Genomic DNA, 18,271 nt, shown 5'->3' on the forward strand with positions numbered 1-18,271 from the left:
TTTGGTGCCCGATGCGAGTTGCTTAGGGCCGCCAAAACCGTTTAAACTTCCTTCCGCATGCGTAACCGCATTAGCCAGATGCTCGATTCTGCCGCCGTTTTTCGTTTTCACCGGCAGCGCATCCGCGAGTACGGGGCCGGCAGCCCCGGCGCGCTGGGTTGGAACCCAGTGGGCCAGCAAATCCGGTTCAAGACCCTGGCACAGATTGGCGATTTATCGCACTGCTCGGTGCTCGATGTGGGCTGCGGCTACGCCGACCTGTATCCGTTTCTAAAACAGCGCTTTACCGAAGTGCAGTACCAGGGCATCGAGCACATGCCGGAGCTGCTGGAAGTGGCCAAGGCCCGCTACGCGGACGCCGCGGGCATCACCTTGCAGCTGGGCGATTTCTTGAAAGTGCCGCTGCCCCTCAGCGACTACGTGCTGGCCAGCGGCGCGCTCAGCTACCGCAACCGCGACCCGCACTTTGTGCCCCAAGCCATTGAGCGCCTGTATGGTAGCTGCCGGCGGGCGCTGGGCTTCAACCTGCTCGACTGGGCCCCCGCGGGCGGCGGCCCCCTGGCCGCCTTCGACCCGGCCGAAATCGTGGCCTTCTGCGAAACGCTCTCCCCCAACGTGGTGCTGCTGAACGACTACTGGAAAGGCGATTTCACGGTGCTTATGTACCGCTAACGGGCCGCGTGGGCCGGCGCGGCTGGCTGGGGTGTGGTACGTGGGCTTGGTTTACGTGTTGTAAACCACCGTTTCTAGTACGTAAAAAGCAGCTTCTAATGCAAGCTACTGTCGCAGTAATGAGTTCTTTAGCCTACTAAGTTCTCTTTTCATCTGGGCGAATCAGCCAAAAAACTGAGTTCTTCTTGCGTGGTCAGTTGCGCGCTGCCTGGTTGCGTTCGGGTAGCCAGCGAGGCACTGAGTGCCTGCGCGTCGGCGACCACTTGCGCTGGGTAGTGCAGGCGCGCCAATAACCGAATAGCATTGCGCGTAGTCAGCGGCCCGGCTTTGAGGCGGAAGTCGAAATACCAGTCTTCCGCTGTGACCGTCTCGCAAAAGTGGTATTCGACATAGCAGGACTGTAAGAGTGCCCCCAACTCCCCGTCGTGGGTGGCCGCCACGACCCAACCGCGCGCCTGCAAGTAGGCCAGCACGGCCTTATTAGCGGCGATGCGCTCCTGCGTATTCGTGCCCTTGAACAGTTCATCTAGCAGCAGCAGGTAGCTGCCGGGGGCCGCATCGCAGGCCAGCAGCAGCTGCCGCATGGTTTCGGCTTCGACCAGGTAATAGCTCTTGCCCGTGGGCAGGCTGTCGGCCAGGGTGAGGCTGGTGAGCACCCGGCAAAAAGGGGCGCGGTAGGCGGTGGCCGGGCACGTAGCTATCGTTTGGGCCAGCAGGGCATTCACGCCCAGCGTGCGCATAAAGGTGGTTTTGCCCGCCATATTCGAGCCGGTGAGCAGTACGCCCTGCCCGGCCAGGATCAGGTCGTTGGGCACGCACCCCGGCACCAGCGGGTGGTAGGCGGCTTGCAGCCGGATGCCCTCAGCCGCCGGCCCAAAGTGGGGCACGCAGGTGGCATGGCGCTGGCGGAAGCTGGCCACGGCTAGGGCGCAATCGACGTAGCCCACGGCCTCAAAAACCGCCCGAATCGCGGGGGCGTGCTGCTGCACGGCCGCTCGGCAGCGGTTATACATTAGCACGTCGAGCAGCAGTAGCATCTTGAGTATGTTGAACACCAGTAAGGGGTCTTCTACCTGAAAGAAAGCTGCTTGCCACATAATGGACCTCAGCCGGGCCAGGGGCGCGGCCAACTGCTGAAGTGGCCGCAGGGGCAGGGCAGCCCGCTGCAACGCCTGGCCCGCCCGCCGCAAGCGGCCCAGTTGCAGCAGCGGGCGCATACAGTTCGTAATCCGCTTGAGCTGCCAGAAGTAAAACACGCCATTGGTAAGGGCAAATGCCCCCGTCACCAACCAAAGCACGGGGAGCCAGAAACCCCCGAGCAACGTGGCCAGCAGCCCCAGCGCGAGCAGCGGCGCGAAGCGGGCACCGGGCAGCGCGGGGAGGGGCTGCCCACTAAGCAAATCGGTCAGGTAGTACGCCTCGGGGGCCGTCAGCTGGTCGAGGGCGAGCAAGGCTTGCCCGCGGGCCACGGGTTGCTGCGCCAGCAGGGCCGCGGCCGCATCAAACTCCTGTAGGGGGGCCTCGTCGGCGAGCGGGCTGCGTAACCGATGGTAGAGGCACTGCTGGCCGACCGGACTCACCGTCGCATCGAGCAGGCCAAAGAGCAAGTCGCCGTTCAGGTCCTCCCAGGTTTGGTCTGGCAGGCGGTGGTATGCGGGCTCGTGCTGCACGTGGGTGTAGTAGCGGGCCACCAAGGAGAAGTAGGGGGAGCGCACAACTGGCTGGTGCCAGGCCGCCTCCAAGCGGCGTAAGCGCGTGCGGGAAAAAGTCCACATGAGAAACAAGGGTAACTACCAGGGCGTGGGCGGTGAGGTGGTGCCACTGGTAATTACAGGCAGCGGGAAAGGTGGCTAAAATAATGCTCGTTAGGAAAGTACCATGCTTGCTACTTCGCACGGAGCAGCAAAATATTACACCGATTCCAAGATAGTGGTTATAACTAATCTTATGTTAAGAAATTTTTTCAGGAACGAGGAAGGAAAATAGCCTCTTCCCAAACTAATAACTGAAGGTTAATAGTCCCAAATCTCTCTCAATCCATCAGCCACTTATTCCGCACGGATACAGCGCAACGCCGCTACCGCCAGCCGCCGCCCAGCGCGTGGTAGAGGTCCGTAACGGCTTGGCGCTGTTGCAATTGGTCGTTCACGCCGTTGAGCTGGGCTTGCAGCAGGCTTTGGCGGGCGGTGAGCACCTCGGTGTAGTTGGCGAAGCCGGCGCGCAGTAGCTCGCTGGTGTAATCGACCGATTTGTTGAGCGCTTCGAGCTGGTGGGCGCGGATGGCCATTTTTTCGCCCGCGCTCTGGTACGAAAATAGCGCGTTGGACACCTCCTGGCCGGCCACGAACATGGTTTGCTGGTAGGTGTAGAGGTACTCTTGCTGCAAGGCCTGCGAGCGGGCCAGGCGCAGGCGGTTAATCCCCTGGCTGAAAATGGGTTGCGTGAGGCCACCCACCAGGCTGGCAAAAATGGCGGTGGGCGAAAACAGCTTTTCGAGGGTGGTGCTGATGAGGCCACCATTGGCCGTGACCGTGAAACTGGGGTAGAAGTAGGTGCGCGCCGCGTTGGTCTGCTCAAACGTGGATTCGAAGGCGAATTCGGCCTGCTGCACGTCGGGGCGGTTGCGCAGCAGCTGGCCGGGCACGCCCGTGAGCAGGAGCGGGGCGGGGGCCTGGTCGGCCAGGGTGTTGCGCGCAATGGGGCCGGGCGGGCGGCCCAGCAGGGTGGCCAGCAGGTTTTCGGCCTCGCGGGTGCTGCGTTGCAGGTCGGGGATGGTGACTTCGGCGGCGTAGCGCTGGGCCTCGCTCTGCACCACGGCGGCCCCGGTTACCACGTCGCCTTCGAGCAGCAGCTTCATCACCTCCACGTCTTTGATGCGGTTTTGCACCGTTTCGCGGGTTATTTCGAGCTGCGCATCGAGGGCCAGCAGGGCGTAGTAGTTGTCGGCAATGTCGGCGATGAGCTGGGTTTGCACCACGCGCCGGTAGGCTTCGCTCTGGCGCACGGCCGCCGCGTAGGCGCGCCGGTTGCTGCGCAGCTTGCCCCACACGTCGGCCTCCCAGCTGCTGCTCAGGCCCAGCAGGTACTGGTGGGCGGCCCCGCCCGTGATGATGTTCGACTGGTCGGTGGTGCTCGTGGTGCCTCCCGTAGTAGGGCCGCCTGGGGTGGTGCCGCCGCCTGGGGTGGTGGTGCCGCCGGTAGTTCCTCCACCCGTGGTGCCGCCGCCGCCAGTCGTGCCGCCGCCGGTGGTAGTGCCGCCCGTGGTGCCCCCCGTGGTAGTGGTGCTGCCCCCCGTGCTAGTGCCCACAAATGCCCCGCCCACCCGCGAGAGCGTGGTGGTAGCCCGCCCGTTGAGGCTGGGTAAAAATGCCGCCCGGCTCTGGGTTAGCAGGGCCTGCGCCTGCGCCATGCGGGCATCGGCCACTTGCAGGTTGCGGTTGTTGGCCAGGCCCTCGGCGATGAGCTTTTGCAGCAGCGGGTCGGTGAAGAGCTGCTGCCAGGGGCGCAGGGCCAGCGTGGTCGTATCGGTGGTAGCGGCATCGCGGTAGAGGCCGGTGGTGGCCGTGTCGGGCCGGCCGTAGGGATGCATGATACCGCAGCCGCTGGCGGCGGCCAGCAGGAGCACGGGAGCAGCGAGCCGAATTAATCTAGTGGTAATCATTGCTGATAGATAGCATGTTGCGTACAGTTTGCGCGGCCGGGCTACGCCAGCGCCGGCTGGGGCACCTGCTCGGGCTGCGGCGCGCCGGGCGCTTGCTCGCCCTGCTTGTCGGGTGGGCCACCGCCTGCTTCCTCGGCTTCCAGCTGCGCCCGCGTTTTGGGCGGGCCGCTGATGCGCTCCTGCAGGCTCTCAAAAATGAGGAACAGCACCGGTACAAAAAACACCCCCACCAGCGTGCCAAACAGCATGCCGCCGATGGCCCCGGCCCCGATGCTGCGGTTGCCGTTGGCCCCCGCGCCGCTGGCAAACAGCAGCGGCAGCAGCCCAAATATGAAGGCAAACGAGGTCATCAGAATCGGCCGCAGGCGGGCCTTGGCCCCTTCGAGGGCGGCGTCGGCGATGCTCAGGCCGTGGTCGCGGCGCCGGCCCAGCGAGAATTCGATAATCAGAATCGCGTTCTTGGCCAGCAGGCCAATGAGCATGATGATAGAAATCTGGAGGTAGATGTTGTTGTCGATGCCAAAAATCTTGGCGAATAAGTAGGTGCCACTCAGACCGATAGGAATGGAGAGCAGCACCGCAAACGGCAGAATGTAGCTCTCGTACTGCGCGCTCAGCAGCAGGTACACAAACACCAGCGAGAGGGCAAAAATGTAGAGCGACTGCTTGCCGCTGCCCTGCTCTTCGCGGCTGATGCCCGAAAACTCGAACCCGTAGCCGGCCGGCAGCTGCTGCGCCACTTCCTGAATGGCCACCAGCGCCTGCCCCGAGCTGGTGCCCTCCTTGGGCGAGCCGTTGACCGAGATGGCCGTGAACAGGTTGAAGCGCGACAAGCTCTCGGGCCCGTAGATGCGGGTGAGGGTCACGAACTCCGTAATAGGGGCCATGGCCCCGCTGGCGTTGCGCACAAATATCTTGCTAAGGCCCTCGGGGCTAGCCCGATACGAAGTGTCGGCCTGCACCATTACCCGGTACTGCTTACCAAACTGGTTGAAGTTGGAGGCGTAGGAGCCGCCGTAAAACACCTGCATGGCGTTCAGAATATCCTTTTCCGTGAGGCCAGCCTGCTTCACCTTAGGCACGTTCACGGTGAGCTGGTACTGCGGAAAGCCGGGGTTGAAGGCCGTGGTAGCAAACTGAATCTCCGGGCGTTTGCCCAGCTTGGCCAGGAAATCCTGGGCTACTTTGTAGAACTCGGCCGTGGTGTGGCCGCCCTTGTCCTGAAGCTGGAATGTGAAGCCGCCCGTGGCCCCGAAACCCGTGATGGTGGGCTGCGAGATGCTGCGGATATCACCGGCCCGAATGTGGGCCGTGAGCTCAGTTATCTGCTTGATAACGGCCTGGTTATCCATCTTGGGGCGCTCGTCCCAGGGCTTGAGGCGCACAATCACCATGCCGTAGGCGCTGCCCGCGCCGGCCAGGAAATTCTGGCCCGTGATGCGCAGCGTACTCCGCACCGCCGGAATGGTCCGAATCAGGCTATCTACCTCCTTGTTGACGGCCGTGGTGCGCTCCAGCGTGGAGGCGGGCGGCAGGCTCACGTTCACAAACACGGTGCCCATGTCCTCATTGGGCACGAAGCTGCTGGGCGTGCTCGTCATCAAAAAATACAGGAAACCGGCAAAGCCAGCCACGGCGGCCAGCGACAGCCACCGACGGTCCATCAGAAACTGCACGGCGCGGGTGTACTTGGCCACCAGCGCATCGTAGGCAGCGTTGAAAGCCACGCTGAAACGCTGCATGAGCGTTTTTTTCTCGGCCTGCTTATCCGCCTCGTGGTTGGGTGGCAGCAGGAACAGCGCGGCCAGCGCGGGGCACAGCGTGAGGGCGTTAACGGCCGAAATGAGGATGGCCACCGCTAGCGTTATCCCGAATTGTTTATAAAACACGCCCACTGAGCCAGTGATAAACGTAACCGGTAAAAACACCGCCGCCATCACCAGCGTGATGCTCACGATGGCCCCGGTTATCTCGCTCATGGCGTCGATGGCGGCCTTGCGCGGCGAGGTGTAGCCACTTTCGAGCTTGGCGTGCACGGCCTCCACCACCACAATGGCATCATCGACCACAATGCCGATGGCGAGCACCAACGCAAAGAGCGTCAGTAGGTTAATGCTGTAGCCGAAAATCTTGAGGAAGAAAAACGTGCCGATAATCGACACCGGCACCGACACGCCGTGAATGATGGTGGAGCGAAAGTCTTGCAGGAAGATGAAGATTACCAAAAACACCAGCGCGAAGCACTCAATAAGCGTGTGAATTACCTTGTCAATCGAAGCATCCAGGAAGTCGTTGATATTCACCAGGTTGGTGTAGTGAATGCCGGCCGGAAACGACTTCTCGGCGTCTTGCAGCACCGCAATCGACTTCTCGATGACGTCGCGGGCGTTGGAGCCCGGCGTCTGGTTCACCGAGATGCCCACCGAGGGCTTGCCGAAGGTGGCGCTGTTGCTGGTGTAGGCCTGCGCGCCCAGCTCGATGCGGGCCACGTCCTTGAGGCGCAGCAGCTGGCCCTGGGCCGTGCCCTTGAGTACGATATCACCAAACTGGCTGGCCGAGAGTAGCTTACCGGTGTACTTAATCACGTACTGGAAGCTCTGGTCGGAGTTTTCGCCAAACTTGCCAGGGGCGGCCTCCACGTTTTGGTCGGCCAGGGCGGCCGTAATATCGGCCGGGGTGAGGCCATAAATGGCCATCACATCGGGCTTTAGCCAGACGCGCATGGCGTAGTCGCGCGAGCCAAAGGCGTTGGAGTCGCCCACGCCGTTGACCCGCTTGATTTGGGGCACGATGTTAATCTGGGCGTAGTTCTGTAAAAACGTCTGGTCGTAGGCCGGGTTGTCGCTGTAGAGCGCAAATATCAACAGGTTGCTGCTCTGGCGCTTGCGGGTGGTTACGCCGGCCAGCGTCACTTCCTGCGGCAGCAGGCTGGTGGCGCTCGACACCCGGTTTTGCACGTCCACGGCCGCCTGGTCAGGGTCGGTGCCCACGTTGAAATACACCTGAATGGAGCCCGCCCCGTCGTTGGTGGCCGTGGACGTCATGTAGGTCATGCCCTCCACGCCGTTTATCTGCTCCTCCAGCGGCACAATCACGCTTTTGAGCACCACATCGGCATTGGCCCCCGCGTAGCTGGCCGACACCTGCACCGTGGGCGGCGAAATGTCGGGGTACTGCGCAATGGGCAGCGACAACAGCCCCAAAATGCCCAGCAGCACCAGAATAACCGAGATAACGGTGGAAAGCACGGGGCGCTCAATGAATATTTTTAGCATAAGTTCTGACGTTGCGCCTCACCCCCCGGCCCCCTCTCCTTCAGAGAGGGGGAGCCGAACGAAGTGGTGAATGCTGCCTATTTTCTAACAAATACTTTTTGACGTTTGGCTCCCCCTTTCTGAAGGAGAGGGGGCCGTGCCCCACAGGGGTCCCGTGAGGTGCTCACGGAGGGCAATTAAGTAATCATCCGGCCACCACCGTACTCGCCTTCTTCACCACCTTGGGCCTGATTTTCGTGCCCTCCTTCAAGCCGCTGAGGCCTTCGAGCACCACTTCCTGGCCGGCTTTCAGCCCTTTTTGTACCACGAAGGATTCGCCGTCGGGCGTGGGCACCACCGTGATGGCGGCGGCGTGGGCGGCCGTGTCGCGGCCCAGCACGTAGGTAAAGCGCTTGCCTTGCAGCTCATACGTAGCACTTTGCGGAATAATGAGCGCATCCTTCACGGGCTGGAACGTGCGCACCGAGCCGCTGCTGCCGCTGCGCAGCAGGCCCTGCGGGTTAGGAAACGTAGCCCGAAAGCTGCTGGCCCCGGTTTCGGTATTTATCTGACCAATAGCGGTTTCGACGCGGCCGGTATGGCCGTATAGGCTACCGTCGGCCAGCACCAGGCGCACGTCGGGCACGTGCGTGAGCTTGTCTTGCAGGGTGTTGCCGGGACGGCGGCGCGCGAAGCTGAGCAGCGCCTTCTCGCTGAGCGAGAAGTAGGCGTACACGTTGCCGATGCTCGACACCGTGGTGAGCGGGTCGGCGGAGGTGCTGCTCACCAGCGCGCCGATTTTGTTGGGGATGGTGCCCATCACGCCGTTCACGGGGCTCGTGATGGTGGTGTAGCCCAGGTTGGTTTGCGCATTTACCAGCGTGGCCCGGGCCTGGGCCAAGGCGGCCAGCCGGCTTTCGAGGGTATACTGCGCGCCCTCCAGCTGGTACTTGCTGATGATGCCGCGCTCAACCAGCGGCTGCACTTTGCGCACGCCCATGCGGGCGGCGTCCACGTCGGCCTGGGCGGTTTTGATGCCCGCGCTGGCCGTGCGCACCGCCTGCTCGTACTGCGGGGCCGAGATGTGGAAAAGCTTCTGGCCCTTGCGCACGCTGGCGCCCTCATCCACATAAATGGCTTCGACAAAGCCATCTACCTTGGGCCGAATCTCCACGTTTTGCTGGCCCTGAATGGTGGCCGGGTAGTCTTGGTAGAGCGTCACGGTATCGGGCCGCACCACCAGCACGGGGTATTCCTTGATGGGCTGGGGCCCGCCATCCTTGCCGTCTTTGCCAGCGGCGGTATCTTTTTTGGAGCCGCAGGCTGCCACGCTCAGCAGGGCCAGCAGCCCCGCCGCGAGGCCCGGTACACGAGTAGTCATGGGCCTGAAACGCGAAAGCCAGGCCCCGCGGCTGGGTGGATTCACCAAAAAAAGACGAAGCCCCCAACCATCCCGGCAAACGCCTTGATAAGGCCGGTAATCGGGGAGAAATTATGAAGTGCGAAGGAGGAGGTGGGAATGGAATTTGGCCATTAAGAAGAAATTCATGCTGAGCTTCTGCATGACTTGCGCTCGCAAGGACAGACGTTCCTCCTGACTTCTAATACAACCAACTAATGATGGTGATGATGGCCCGGCTCGGCCGGCTTGCCAAACAGGTTGACCAGCGCGCCGCCTACGAAGAGCACGGCCCAGCACACGTAGAGCCAGCCGTAGCCGGCGGGCAGCGGCCGGCGCACCAGGTAGCGAATAAGTAGCTCGGCCCCGCCGCTCATGAGCAGGCCGGTGAAGGCAATAAACTGCCACGAATTGAAGTGGCGGGGGCGGTATAGCTTGGCTAAATCCACGGGGCGGGAAGATTACGAATGAAAATACAAATAAAACGGGTGGCCGGCCGCCGGGGGCCAAACCTCGGCCCGGCCGGCGCGTACACCAATGGGCCGGCGCCAGCCAGCCCATCCAGTGCATTTACGTAAAATTTCCCCACCCCGACATGATACTCAACGACGAGATATTCGAAGAAGACGGCACCCAAACCGATAAGGAAGGCCGCAAAGTTGAAGCCCCCGGCCAAAACCCCACCAATACTATTGAGGCGGGCAAAAACGAAGAGCTGGAAAAGGAGCGCGAGTACCAGCGCACCCAAAGCAACGGCAAGGAGAGCGACGACGCCAGCGCCCACCGCAACGTAGGCGCCAACGGCTACACCCAGCGCAACAACCAGAAGGACCAGCTCGAAAACCTGCACATCGGCGGCTCCGAAACCGAGCCTCAGGGTGGTAACAACCACACCACCGCCGGCGAGCAGGCCCAGGGCCCCGGCTTCACCGAGGAAGGTAGCTACGAGCTTGGTGCCGGCATCCGGATGCACGACCAGGAATTTGGCGAAAAAGAGCCCAGCGGCCCCGCCGTGAAGCCCCAGGACGAAACCAGCAACTAGCTGATTATTTGTAATATAGATTTAATTTCCCGGTTGCAGGCTGCTGAGCCCGCGGCCGGGAAATTTGCTTTTGGCGCAAAAAGAAAGCGGGGCGCTTGGCGTTGGAAAGGGGCCCCTTATCTTGCTGCCCCTTTTGTTCCCACGTTATGAATTCTTCGCTTGCCGTTTGCTCGCTTTTGGCCCCGGCTACCGCCCGCACCGTAGCCGTGCCGGTTCGCCGGCCCCGGGCCTGGGGCCTGGCTGCGCTGGTCGTGGCGACTGGCCTGGCCGGGTGCGGCCACACCCCGGAAACCACCAGTGCCACCGCGCCGGCCACCGCCCCTGCCCTGGCGGCCGCGCCCACTACGGCCCCGCCCGCGCCTGCGCCGGCTCCTACGGTAGCCCCCACCAAGGTTATAGCTAAAATAAAGCCTGCCCGGGCCTCGCGTATTGCCCCGGTAGTGGCCGCCGCTGCCGCGCCAGTTGCCGAGGAGGTCGCCGTGCCGGCCCCCGAGCCCGCGGCCGCCCCGGCCGCGCCCACCACCCGGACCCAGGCCGGCCGCATCCTCGACGAAAACGGCCGCCCCCTGGTTGGCGCTACCGTGCTGCTGCGTGGCAGCGGCAAAGGCACCAGCACCGACGCCAGCGGCAGCTACTCGCTCGAAGTACCCACCGGCTCCAACACTTTTTCGGTGGGCTACGGCGGCTACGAGGACGAAACGGCTACCAGTAGCGACGGCCAGCCCCTCAACGTGACGTTGCTGCCCAAGCCCAGCGGCAAGGCCACCGGTCGCCGGCCGCGCCGCTAGGGCCCTGGTTGAATTTTGAGCATATTGAAAAGGGCTCCGCTGCAAAGCAGAGCCCTTTTTCTGTGGGTGTAGGGTGGCTTTGCGGGGGGGGGGGGGGCAGGGGGTGAGGCGCACGCGGAGGGCGAAACGGCCCCGCCCAACCCAGAACCGCTACACGCTGCAACGCAAGCCTCTAAGCGTTTAACAGGACAAACTGCGGCCCTCCCGCTGCCGCATTCAGCTCCCTCACGCGCTGCGTAAGGCGCGCAAGGGGCTTAGTATCACCGGATAGCACGTAGCGTTGGTGCTGATACGTGAGCAGTAGCTGAGGCAGCACTGCTTCGAGGTAAACCAGCCCGGCGAAGTCGTAGGGATGCGCAAGCAGGTGGCCGACCCGCGTGACGTTGCCCACCAGGGCCTCGTCGACGTAGCCGCTGCCGGGGTGCGCGGTATCGCCTAACTCGATTACTTGCAGGGGAGTTTCGGCCTCAAACAAGCGCAGGAAGGACTTGAGAGGCAGGTCAGCTAAAATCAGCATAATGCCTTTGCTGTCAATAATATACCAAGATGATGAATGACCCGGCTCAGCGCTGCGATTACTGCCCTACGCCATGCGGCGGCCAAACAGAAAGTACACCGGCAGGCCCAGCGCCACCAGGCCCAGGCCGTAGCGCGAGTACTCGGCCGTGTCGGGCGCGATGAGCAGGATGATGCAGAAGGCTGAGGCCAGCGCCACGTAGAGGCCCGGCAGCACCGGGTAGCCCCAGGCGCGGTAGGGCCGGGGCGCATCGGGCCGGGTGCGGCGCAGCACGAAAATGCCGATTATCGTGATGACGTAGAACAGGATAACCGAAAACATGACGTAGTTGAGCAGCTGCCCGTAGCTGCCACTGAGGCAGAGCAGGCAGGCCCACAGGCACTGCACCCACAGGGCCCGGCCCGGCACGCCGGCCCGGTTGAGAACGGCCAGCGACGGAAAAAACAGCCCGTCCTTGGCCATGGCGAAGTAGGCGCGCGCCCCGCTCAGGATAATGCCGTTATTAGCCCCGAACGTGCTGAGCATGATGAGGATAGCCAGCACGTAGGCGCCGGCCTGGCCCATCACCGACTCGGCCACGGCGGTGGCCACGCGGTCGTCGGTGGCGTACTGGATGCCGCGGCCGGCCAGGGTAGTAGCCTCGGGCGAGCCGTGCAGCGGCAACACCAAGAGGTACACGATGTTAATCAGAATGTAGAGCACCGTGACGATGGCCGTGCCGATGGCCATGCTGCGCACCAGGGTGCGCTCGGGGTTCTGGATTTCCTCGCCCGCGAAGCCAATGTTGTTCCACGAATCGGACGAAAACAGCGAGCCCGTCATGGCCATGCCGATGCCGATAACCAGGTTGCCCAGGCCCAGCGGCACGATGCTGCCCGCCACGCCCGGCGCGGGCGAGCGCGTGGCCGTCCAGAGGTCGTGGAAGTTGGCCTGCACCGCGCCGGCGTTCAGGCCCAGCAGCAGGCCAAAAATAATGAGCAGCGCCAGCGCCACCAACTTAGTGGAGCTGAGCACGTTCTGAATCAACTTGCCCGCCTGCACGCCCCGCGCGTTGATGGCCGTGATGCCCACGATGAGCAAAATGGCCAGCAGCTGCACCGAGCTGAACGGAAACGGCCCGAGGTTGAACAGCACGTTCTTCACCGAAAACCAGGGCTGCAACACGCCCGTGAACTTGGCAAACGCCACGGCTACGGCCGCGATTACGCCGGTCTGAATGACGAGAAACAGCGTCCAGCCGTACAAAAACGCGGTGAGCTTGCCAAACGCCTCGCGCAGGTACACGTACTGCCCGCCTACCTTGGGGAACATGGCCGCCAGTTCGCCGTAGCTGATGGCGCCGGCCATGGTGATGAGGCCCGTGAGCAGCCACACCACCAGCAGCCAGCCCGCCGAGCCCACCTGCCGGGCAATATCGGCCGACACCAGGAAGATGCCCGAGCCAATCATGGAGCCCGTGACGAGCATGATGGAGTCGAACAGGGTGAGGGCGCGCTTGAAGTGGCCGGGCGCGTCGGCGGCGGTGGTGGCGGAGGGTAGGGGAGAGGCCATTAAAGGGGGATGATTTTCATCAAAGAAAAGGCCTGTCGTATCATGCAGCCTCATGGGGGCCGCTGGGGCGCTTATCTGTTCACGCCTACTGTGCCCGCCATGCTTCCGCCCTACGTGTGCCGCTGCGGCCTGCTGGCTGCCGCTAAACTACTCTATATCAGTATTTTAATGGCCTGCGAAATATTAAGCCCTGCCACTCCCGAGCAGCTTATGGCGGTGGCCGGTACCGTAACCAGTGCCACTAATGGCCGGCCGCTACCCGGCGTGCTGCTGGCCGTGGAGTCATTTGCGCGCGGGTTTTCCCGGCCCATAACGTTCACCGGCTACCAGCGCCTGGGGTGGAACTACGGCTACCTCCACGGCAACACCCTCGATACTACGGCCTGCCTGCGCAACAGCTACCTGCCGCCTGCCGGCCTGCAAGGCCGCTACCTCAGCTACCCCCCAGCCGGAGCCTATGTGAAGGACACGGCCGTGGCGATGGTAATCCAGAACCCGGGCTCTTTCCTTCCTGATACCGTGCGGGCCACCCTCACCTTCCTGCGCTAGCGCTGGCGGGGGCGCGGCCAGAAGCTGGCGGCCGGCCTACTTTTGCCCCATGTCCCGCAAGCTTCTGGCCCTGCTGGTGGCCGCGTTTCTGCTGCTTTCGCTGGCCACCTACGTTTATTACCGCCGCACGCTGGCCGCCCGGCCCGTCGACCCCTACGCCCTGGTGCCCGACGATGCCGTGCTGGTGCTGGCCACCCACGACCACGCCGCCCTGGTGCAGCACTTGCAGGAAGCCGGCGTGTGGGACAACCTCACCGGCGTGCGCTACTACCAGCAAGTGGCCGGCCAGCTGGCCCTGGCCGACAGCCTCGACAACGGCGGCCGGCCGGTGAACCCCGTCACGGGCCGGCAGCGGGGGCTGCTGACGTTTTTGGGTAAAAAACTGGTAATCACGTCGTTGCATATAACCGGGCCGGGCCAGGTCGATGTGCTCTACCAGGTGCCGCTCATCAGCGTGCGCGAGTACCGGCAGGCGCGGGGCCTGCTCGAAACCCTGGGCCGCGACCCGCGCCACACCTTCAGCATTCGCAAGTACGAGGGCTACGAATTGCAGGAGCTGACCGACCGCACCGGGGGCAAGCTCACGGTGCTCAACTACCGCAACCACCTGCTGCTGAGCACCCACGCGCCGCTGCTCGAAGCCGTGGTGCACCGCCTCGACCACCCCGGCGCGCCCACCGTGCGGGTAGGCTTCGGAGGTACCGACCTGCTGCGCCTGCCCGATGTGGATGCCACGCTGCTCGTCAATTTCCGGCGGGTGCCCGCGCTGCTCGACGTACTGTTTCAGCCCGGCACCCACGGCCTGCTCGACCAGGCGCTGGGCCTAGCCCACGAGGGCCTGCTGGGCCTGCGCTTCGGCCCCGGCCAGGTAGCCCTCACCGGCTTCGCCAACCCCGAAACCGCCGCCAACTCGTGGCAGCAGCAGCTGCGCGGCCAGCCCGCCCAGTCGCTACGCCCCTTGGCCGAGGTGCTCAGCCAGCGCACGGCCCTGGTGCTGGCGGTGGCCGGCCCGCTGGCCCCGGCGCGCCCGCTGGCCGCCGACACGGCCCGCGCCACCCGCCAGGCCCTTGATAGCCTGCGCGCCTCGCTGGCCCCCGGCGCGGTGCTGGCCTACCTGGGCACGGCCGCGCCAGGCGTGCCCGCCGCCCGCCTCACGCTGCTGTGCTGCCTGGCTCCGCAGCGCACGGCGCGCTGGCTGGCCCGGCTGCGGCGGCTGGGCGGGGCCTCGCCGGCCTTTGCGCGGGTGGGTAGCTACGCCATCTACGAGGCCGGCTTTGCCGCCGGCCCGCTGCTGGGGCCCTTGGCCGATAAGCTGCCGGCTCCCGGCCAGCCTGATGCGGGCGGCGCGCTGAGTACGGCATTAGTAAATAACTATCTGGTGCTGAGTGATAACGCCAGCTTACGCAGCTACTTGGCCGACGTGGCCGCCGGGCAGGTGTGGAGCAGTTCGGCTACCCAGGTGGCGTTGTTGCAGCACACGCTGCCCACGGCCCGCCTCACGCTGCTGGCCGATGTGCGCCAGGGCTGGAACGCCCTGCTCGGTAGCCTGGCCGAAGACCGCCGGGCCGGCCTGCTGCGCAACGAAAGCCTGCTCCGGCACTTCTCGCAAGTGGCCTGGCAGCTCATGCCCCCCGAGCTGCCATCGGAAGAGCAAGGGCCTGGTAGCCAGTATTTTGCCCAGCTATTGCTGCGCCGCCCCAGCCAGGTGCTGGCCGCCGACTCGGCCGCTACGGGCGGCGGCGTGGGCACGCGCTTCCGCACGGCGCTGGCTGGCCGGCCGGTGCTGCTGCCCGCTGCCCCCGTCGCCGATGGCACCCTGGCCGCCCCCGCCCTGGTGGCCGATTCGCTGGGGGTGCTGCGCCTGCTGCCCACCGGCACCGCCAGCCTGGCCTGGGCCGATAGCCTGCCCGGCCCCGTAGTAGGCATCGGCCCGCGCCTGGTGCGCGGCCGCCTGCTGGTGGCCACACCGCACCAGGTGCACTGGCTCAGCCCCGCCGATGGCCGCGAGGCCCCCGGCTTTCCCCTCAACCTGCCCGATACCGTAACGGTGGCCAGCGTGGCGGCCGGCACCTCGCCGCGCCTGGTGGTAGCCACCGCCGGCCACGACTTGCTGCTGTTTGATACCAACGGCCGCCGCTACCCCGGCTGGCCCCACCACCTGGAGGCCCCGCTGGCCGGCCCGCCCCTGCTGCTCACCGTGGGCGGGCGCGATGTGGTGGTGGCCGCCCTGCGCAACGGCTACATCTACGCCTTTGACCAGGCCGGTGGGCGTTACCCCGGCTTTCCCGTGAGTGCCGGAGCCCGGCTAGATGGCCCGCTGCTGGCCGCCGTGGGCCCCACGCTGGCCCGCAGCCAGCTGCGCACCGTGAACCAACATGGTGAGCTACTGACTATTACGCTAAGTGGCGACGTGGTAGCCCGCCGCCGGGTGGCCACCTGGAGCCGCACCGCCAGCTTCCGGCTGGTGCCGGAAGCGAGCGGGCGGGCCGGCTCGTTTGTGGTGGTGCGCCAGGACGGCGGCCAGCTTGACGTATACAGCCCCGCCGGCGTGGCCCCGCTGCTGAGCCGCCAGCTGCTCACCTCGGGCGAGAAGCCGGTGCAGTGGTTCGACTTTGGGCCCACCCGCCAGGTGCTGGCCCTCACCGAGCCCCAGCCCGGCCAGGTATCGCTCTTTGATGGCCAGGGCCGCCCCCTGGGGGCCGGCGCTGGCAGCCCCAGCCCGGCCGGGGCCTGGCCCAGCACCGGCACCGGCGTGGCCCTGCGCTACGATGCCGCCCGCCAGCGCTACCAGATGCTGCGCCTCGTGCGCCGCGAGCTGCGGCGGGATGACGTGCGGGTGGAATAAATCGTTGTTTAGTAATGCGTTAGCTAATAATGCTGTTAAGCGGCCTGCGGCTACGCTTTCCCGAAACGGCAAGCTAAAGCTTACCCTATATTTTTACTTATGAAGCATTCCCTTGGCCTCGTGGTGGGTAAGTTTTGGCCGCCGCACCGGGGCCATCAGCTGCTACTTGAAACCGCCGCCGCCCAGGTGGCCGAGCTGCTGGTGCTCGTGTACGCCAACCCCGACGATACTACTCACACGGCCCCCACGCGCGCCGGCTGGCTGCGCGAGCTCTATCGGGGCGACGACCACGCGCAGGGCCCGCGCATTGGGGCCACGCGGCTGCGCATCATCGCCCTCACTGCCGCCGACGGCATCCCGCCCGACGCGGCCGACGACCATACCCAGCGCGAGTTTGTGCGCCAGTGGCTGGCCCGCCACGCAGAAGCTATCGACGTGGTGTTCAGTAGTGAGCACTACGGCCCCGGCTTTGCCCAGCACCTGGGCGTGGCGCACGTGATGGTAGATGAGCCGCGCCAGCAAGTACCCGTGAGCGGCACTGGGCTGCGCGCCGCGCTGGCCGCCGATGCCGCCTCGTACCACCTGCTCGATTCGCGGTACCTGCACCCGTTCATCGCCGCCCAGTACGGGGCGGTGCCGCCCACCACCGTGCCCCGCCTGGTGCTGCTGGGGGCCGAAAGCAGCGGCAAAACCACGCTGGCCACCGCCCTGGCCGAGGCCCTGGGTACCGCCTGGGTGCCCGAATACGGCCGCACCCTGCACGAGCAAAAAACGGTGAGCTGGCCTACGAGGACCTCCTCTACATTGGCCGCCGCCAGCTGGAGCTGGAGGATGCGGCCACGCCCCAGGCCCGCGGCTGGCTCATCTGTGATACCAATGCGGCTACTACGGCGTTGTATTCCTACTACTATTTTCACCGCTGCGAGCCGGCCCTGCAGGCGCTGGCGCGGGTGTGCGGGGCGCGTTACGCCCGTACGTTTGTGTGCCTGCCTACGGTGCCTTTTGCCCAAGACGGCTGGCGCGGGCCCGAGGCGCTACGCCAGTTTCAGCACGGCGCTATCCTGATGCAATTGGAGTTGCTGGGCATTCCTTACACCTTGCTCGATGGCAGCGTGGCCGAGCGCGTGGCGCAGGTGCAAGCGGCGCTGGGGTAAGGTTGTCCCATAGGGCAACTTGCGTATCTTTACGCTATGCCTGAAAAGAAGCGTAGCGTTGTCGTTTACAAAAAGTATTTCGACGAGTTTTTCATAAGGCAGCGTCCAAAAGTGCGTGATAAGATAATCTGGACTTTTGGTTTAATTGAGCAGCTAGCCGTAGTGCCCGAAACCTACCTTAAACACTTGGAAGGAACTAGCGGATTATATGAAATCAGAGTACATCAGGGCAGCGATATCTTTCGAATCTTCTGCTTTTTTGATGAAGGAAAAATCGTTGTTCTTATGAATGGGTTTCAAAAAAAGACTCCCAAGACGCCTAAAGTCGAATTGCAATTAGCCGAAAAACTAAAAGCTGCTTATTATGAAGAGAAATCCTGAAGTCCGCACGCTAGAGCAATTCAAAGCTGCGCATTACGGCCAACCAGGCACCCCCAAGCGCGATAAGCTGGAGGCTGGTTTTGAGGCTTTTAAGCTAGGCGCGCTATTGCACGAAGCCCGCCTGAAAAAAGGCCTCACCCAAGAGCAACTGGCTGAACGCTGCGGCACCAGCAAAACATACATATCCAAAATCGAAAATAATGTTAAGGAAGTGCGGCTTTCGACTCTGCAAAGAATAGTGGAAGTTGGCTTGGGGGGGCAGCTCAACCTGTCGGTTAGCCTGTAAGTTTGGGTGTCTTCGGTACCATGCTGAGGCAATCGAAAATAATGTGGAGCTGTTGGCGCGAGCTCAGCCTATCCAAGATGAATGAAGTAAAAATAATGACCCAAACTCCTGGGTATGTGGTATTTGACCCGGTAGTACTGGTGGGCTTTATCGATAGCCACCAAGTGCCAGT

At 63.8% G+C, this 18,271-nt stretch carries 14 protein-coding genes and 1 pseudogene; 8 read left to right on the forward strand and 7 right to left on the reverse strand.

The window, feature by feature from the left end; translation table 11 throughout:
• Positions 1-57 precede the first annotated feature (57 nt).
• Complete coding sequence (locus tag QMK33_RS12570; protein WP_283564941.1) at positions 58-672, forward strand: class I SAM-dependent methyltransferase; 615 nt, start codon at positions 58-60, stop codon at positions 670-672.
• A gap of 149 nt (positions 673-821) precedes the next feature.
• Here QMK33_RS12570 and QMK33_RS12575 read toward each other — a convergent pair whose 3' ends face one another.
• The 5 genes from QMK33_RS12575 to QMK33_RS12595 all read right to left on the reverse strand — a co-directional run bounded on the left by QMK33_RS12575 (position 822) and on the right by QMK33_RS12595 (position 9,435).
• Positions 822-2,447 carry a MutS-related protein gene (locus QMK33_RS12575; RefSeq protein WP_283564942.1) on the reverse strand — a complete coding sequence of 542 codons (1,626 nt, stop codon included), beginning with the start codon at positions 2,445-2,447 and terminating at the stop codon, positions 822-824.
• Between the two features lie 302 nt (positions 2,448-2,749).
• On the reverse strand, positions 2,750-4,333 hold the full coding sequence (locus QMK33_RS12580) for an efflux transporter outer membrane subunit (RefSeq protein ID WP_283564943.1): 1,584 nt from the start codon (positions 4,331-4,333) through the stop codon (positions 2,750-2,752).
• A 41-nt stretch (positions 4,334-4,374) separates the two neighbouring features.
• Positions 4,375-7,608 carry an efflux RND transporter permease subunit gene (locus QMK33_RS12585; RefSeq protein WP_283564944.1) on the reverse strand — a complete coding sequence of 1,078 codons (3,234 nt, stop codon included), beginning with the start codon at positions 7,606-7,608 and terminating at the stop codon, positions 4,375-4,377.
• Between the two features lie 184 nt (positions 7,609-7,792).
• Positions 7,793-8,968 (reverse strand): efflux RND transporter periplasmic adaptor subunit, encoded by a 1,176-nt coding sequence (locus tag QMK33_RS12590; protein WP_283564945.1) that lies wholly within the window; start codon positions 8,966-8,968, stop codon positions 7,793-7,795.
• A 233-nt stretch (positions 8,969-9,201) separates the two neighbouring features.
• Positions 9,202-9,435 (reverse strand): hypothetical protein, encoded by a 234-nt coding sequence (locus tag QMK33_RS12595; protein WP_283564946.1) that lies wholly within the window; start codon positions 9,433-9,435, stop codon positions 9,202-9,204.
• 146 nt (positions 9,436-9,581) lie between these two features.
• On the opposite strand from QMK33_RS12595, the gene QMK33_RS12600 reads away from it, so the two are divergent.
• The gene (locus QMK33_RS12600; RefSeq protein WP_283564947.1) at positions 9,582-10,028 is read left to right on the forward strand and encodes a hypothetical protein; all 447 of its coding nucleotides are present in this window, start codon (positions 9,582-9,584) and stop codon (positions 10,026-10,028) included.
• 146 nt (positions 10,029-10,174) lie between these two features.
• Entirely contained in the window at positions 10,175-10,816 is a 642-nt protein-coding gene (locus tag QMK33_RS12605; RefSeq protein ID WP_283564948.1) for a carboxypeptidase-like regulatory domain-containing protein, read from the forward strand.
• A 172-nt stretch (positions 10,817-10,988) separates the two neighbouring features.
• Here QMK33_RS12605 and QMK33_RS12610 read toward each other — a convergent pair whose 3' ends face one another.
• Together QMK33_RS12610 and QMK33_RS12615 are read right to left on the reverse strand one after the other, a co-directional pair.
• Complete coding sequence (locus tag QMK33_RS12610; RefSeq protein ID WP_283564949.1) at positions 10,989-11,333, reverse strand: hypothetical protein; 345 nt, start codon at positions 11,331-11,333, stop codon at positions 10,989-10,991.
• Between the two features lie 66 nt (positions 11,334-11,399).
• Positions 11,400-12,884 (reverse strand): APC family permease, encoded by a 1,485-nt coding sequence (locus QMK33_RS12615; protein WP_283564950.1) that lies wholly within the window; start codon positions 12,882-12,884, stop codon positions 11,400-11,402.
• Positions 12,885-12,974: 90 nt separating this feature from the next.
• Between QMK33_RS12615 and QMK33_RS12620 the strand changes: the two genes are divergently transcribed.
• From QMK33_RS12620 to QMK33_RS12640, 5 genes and pseudogenes are all read left to right on the forward strand, one after another.
• A complete protein-coding gene (locus QMK33_RS12620; RefSeq protein WP_283564951.1) occupies positions 12,975-13,433 on the forward strand; it encodes a hypothetical protein in 459 nt (152 codons plus the stop codon).
• Between the two features lie 49 nt (positions 13,434-13,482).
• Positions 13,483-16,278 carry a hypothetical protein gene (locus QMK33_RS12625; protein WP_283564952.1) on the forward strand — a complete coding sequence of 932 codons (2,796 nt, stop codon included), beginning with the start codon at positions 13,483-13,485 and terminating at the stop codon, positions 16,276-16,278.
• Between the two features lie 99 nt (positions 16,279-16,377).
• Positions 16,378-17,342 (forward strand): annotated as a pseudogene (locus QMK33_RS12630) (AAA family ATPase); the annotation flags it as partial.
• 126 nt (positions 17,343-17,468) lie between these two features.
• A complete protein-coding gene (locus QMK33_RS12635; protein WP_283564954.1) occupies positions 17,469-17,813 on the forward strand; it encodes a type II toxin-antitoxin system RelE/ParE family toxin in 345 nt (114 codons plus the stop codon).
• Positions 17,797-18,099 carry a helix-turn-helix domain-containing protein gene (locus QMK33_RS12640; RefSeq protein ID WP_283564955.1) on the forward strand — a complete coding sequence of 101 codons (303 nt, stop codon included), beginning with the start codon at positions 17,797-17,799 and terminating at the stop codon, positions 18,097-18,099. Before QMK33_RS12635 ends, QMK33_RS12640 begins: the two co-directional genes overlap by 17 nt.
• Positions 18,100-18,271: the final 172 nt, after the last annotated feature.

The organism is Hymenobacter sp. H14-R3, assembly GCF_030063445.1.
In the GTDB taxonomy this organism is placed as follows: Bacteria; Bacteroidota; Bacteroidia; order Cytophagales; family Hymenobacteraceae; genus Hymenobacter.